Origin of the sequence: Kitasatospora sp. NPDC057223 (genome assembly GCF_042669755.1) — a bacterium.
In the GTDB taxonomy this organism is placed as follows: Bacteria; Actinomycetota; Actinomycetes; order Streptomycetales; family Streptomycetaceae; genus Kitasatospora.
Genome location: NZ_JBHUWW010000019.1, coordinates 1 through 2747 on the forward strand (window position 1 = coordinate 1; position 2747 = coordinate 2747).

At 72.7% G+C, this 2747-nt stretch carries 4 protein-coding genes; 2 read left to right on the plus strand and 2 right to left on the minus strand.

Annotation, left to right across the window (positions count from 1 at the left end):
• Positions 1 to 48: 48 nt before the first annotated feature.
• Positions 49 to 522, minus strand: a complete 474-nt coding sequence (locus ACFUK0_RS10240; protein WP_380248198.1) for a hemerythrin domain-containing protein — start codon at positions 520 to 522, stop codon at positions 49 to 51.
• A gap of 87 nt (positions 523 to 609) precedes the next feature.
• Positions 610 to 1215: a flavodoxin family protein gene (locus tag ACFUK0_RS10245; protein WP_380248200.1), complete on the minus strand. Its 606-nt coding sequence runs from the start codon at positions 1213 to 1215 to the stop codon at positions 610 to 612.
• A gap of 164 nt (positions 1216 to 1379) precedes the next feature.
• Here ACFUK0_RS10245 and ACFUK0_RS10250 point away from each other — a divergent pair, with 164 nt between their 5' ends.
• Entirely contained in the window at positions 1380 to 1976 is a 597-nt protein-coding gene (locus ACFUK0_RS10250) for a hypothetical protein (protein ID WP_380248202.1), read from the plus strand.
• 164 nt (positions 1977 to 2140) lie between these two features.
• Entirely contained in the window at positions 2141 to 2377 is a 237-nt protein-coding gene (locus ACFUK0_RS10255) for a DUF6296 family protein (RefSeq protein ID WP_380248204.1), read from the plus strand.
• Positions 2378 to 2747 lie beyond the last annotated feature (370 nt).

Consider the following 2747-nt stretch of genomic DNA (forward strand, 5'->3'; position numbering starts at 1 on the left):
GCCGTAGACACGGCGGTCACCGCGAAAGAGCCGGTGTTGCGACCTGGGCTACTCGCGGGCGCTGGGGACCTTCAGCGGGTCGCGCGGGGCATCGGCCTTCGCGGTCTCCATCTGCTCGCCGAGTTCGGTGAGGCGGTTGCGTCCCATGGCCTTGCGGACCTCGGGGAACCAGTCCTTCTCCTCCTCCTCGACGTGGTGTCGCACGTTCTCCATCAGCACGGTCATCTTGGCGTCGAACCGCTCGTCGGCCGGGTCGAGCCCGGCGAGTTCGGACAGCATCCAGAGCACCACGTGGTGCTCCTCGACGCTCTCCAGCACGTGGTCCTTGGTGTCCGGGGCGGCCTCGCGCGCGGCCGGGTAGAAGATCTTCTCCTCGATCCAGGTGTGGACGGTGAGTTCCTCGATCACCTTGTCGGCGATGTCCCGCTTGTGCTTGTGGGCGTTGTCGCCGGCCTTCTCGAACTCCTTGAACAGCTTCTCGACCGTCTTGTGGTCGTCCTTCAGCAGCACGATCGCGTCCATCGGGGGAACTCCTTCACAGCAGGTGGGACAGGGGAACCGAGGTGTGTGGGGGAACGGACGCCGAACGCGGCTGCGCCGGGATTCGGGTCAGGAGGCGGGCGCCGGCCAGGGCCGGCCGGTCAGGGCCGAGGCGACGTGGTGGAGGTTGGCGGCCATGGTGCGGCCGGTGGTGTGCGCCCACTCGTGGCCGCGTTCTTCGTCCAGGTAGTCCGGACCCGGGCCGGGCCCCAGGTGCCAGTACGTCCACGCCTGCGCCGGGATCGTGTAGCCGATGTCGACCAGGCCGCCGCTGATCTCGCTGATCACGTGGTGGGCGCCGTCCTCGTTGCCCGTCACCACCACGCCGGCGACCTTTCCGTACGCGGCGGGCCGGCCCTGGTCGTCCGTCTCAGAGATCATCGCGTCCATCCGCTCCAGCACCCGCTGCGCCACCGACGACGGCCGGCCCACCCACGTCGGCGAGGCGACGATCAGGATGTCGGCGGCCAGCAGCTTCGCGTGGACGCCCGGCCAGTCGTCGCCCTCGCCCTGGTCGCTCTTCACACCGGGCAGCAGATTCAGGTCGACCGCCCGTACGGTCGCCACCTCCACTCCCCGACTGGTGAGTTCGGCTCCCACGACGGAGGCGAGGGCCTCGGTGTTGGACGGCTCGGGGGACGGCTTCAGGGTGCAGTTGACGATGAGTGCTCGCATGCACACACGCATACCCGCACTCCGCGTCGCAACCGTCCCCGGCGCCCCGGACTCACCCCGACCGCTCAACGGCACCACCCACGCGCTCACACCGGGCGGCGCCCCGGGACGAGGACTACCGTGAGTAAGGTCCTCCCGTTCAGCCCCAGAAGGGTGGAGGCGTCATGATCCTCATCATCGGTCTCGTCATCCTCCTCGCCGCCGTCGTCATCGGCGTGGCCGGCGTCCTCACCAACACGGGCGCCTCCCACCCGGCCGGCGACTTCTCCGTCTTCGGCTACCACGTGACCGGCTCCACCGGCACGCTCTTCCTCTACGGCATCGCGATCGGCGCCATCGCCGTCGTCGGCCTGGGCCTGCTGCTCGCCGGCGCCCGCCGCGCCTCACGGCTGCGCCAGGACGCACGCGGCGGCCTCAAGGAGTCCCGCCGCGAGGCGGCCGCCGCCCGCGAGGAACGCGACGCGCTCGCCGAGCGGCGCGACGAAGCCCAGGCCCAGGCCGCGGACGCCCGCGTCGACGCCGCGACCGCACGCGCGGAGGCCGCCGAAGCCCGAGCCCGCGCTGCCACCGCCGACCCCGCCGCCGCTGAACCCGCCGCCGGCGCCCCGCAGGGCGCCACGGCCTCCCGGTCCCAGCCGCCCGCAGACGCACCGGACGACGTGCCACCCGACGCCGAGTTCGGCAGCCACCGCCACGGAATCCACCGCTGGCACCGCATCCCGGCCCGCCACGGACCCGACGACCCCCGCCGCGGGATCTGACAGGCCGACCGCACGGCACCCGCGGCGGCCGGTGCGCACCCGTCGTCAGCAGGCGAGGGGAGCACCGGGGGCACTTGCGCGTGCGGCCGTCCCGGCCTCCTGTACGAACCGGAGTGCAGTACGCGTGACCTGCCGTGCGGTCACCGCGGAGAAACGCGATCATCATGACCGACAACCCCGGACGCTGGCTCATCACCTTCCCCGGCCCGCAAGGCTGCCATGCCCAGCAGGAGACTGCCATCGTGCGCTGGCAGGGCGCCCTGGGCCCGCGCGGTCACCCGCTGTACGTCGGCGACAACGGCGTGCAGGTCGAGATCACGGAAGACGGCATCGCCTACCTCGTGGCCCTCGGCGGCCGCCCCGCCCCCGGCACCCCGGTGTACGCACAACCGCTTCCCTGAACACCCCGACGCAGGTCCGTCGAACCCCCGCCGGATCGCCAGCAGCTGCTCCTCGCGCAGCGCCGGGTCCGGAGCAGACGGGTGAAAGCCGTCCCGGGCCCGGGACGCCGCCCGCGTCGTCAGGCAGGGGTCCGTACCGTGGCGAGTGAGGCGTAGGCACTGCCTCACCACGGTCCGGCCGGGACCCGTCCTCCGGCCGGACCGGATCCGTCCTGTCCCGCGACAGGGGCCGGTAGCCGGAGCACGGCTGTGCCGCCTCGGCTCCGAGACGGGCGGGCTAGCCGCGCATCCGGGGGCATCGAGCGCGGCCTCGATACCCGGCGCAGCGCAGCGGGCCGCCACCGTGTCGGTGGCGGCCCGCCGGCGTGCG

What these genes read in the sequence shown, in the direction of transcription:
- ACFUK0_RS10240 (WP_380248198.1), bottom strand. Translation starts at nt 522, where the DNA reads ATGGACGCGATCGTGCTGCTGAAGGACGACCACAAGACGGTCGAGAAG.
- ACFUK0_RS10245 (WP_380248200.1), bottom strand. Translation starts at nt 1,215, where the DNA reads ATGCGAGCACTCATCGTCAACTGCACCCTGAAGCCGTCCCCCGAGCCG.
- ACFUK0_RS10250 (WP_380248202.1), top strand. Translation starts at nt 1,380, where the DNA reads ATGATCCTCATCATCGGTCTCGTCATCCTCCTCGCCGCCGTCGTCATC.
- ACFUK0_RS10255 (WP_380248204.1), top strand. Translation starts at nt 2,141, where the DNA reads ATGACCGACAACCCCGGACGCTGGCTCATCACCTTCCCCGGCCCGCAA.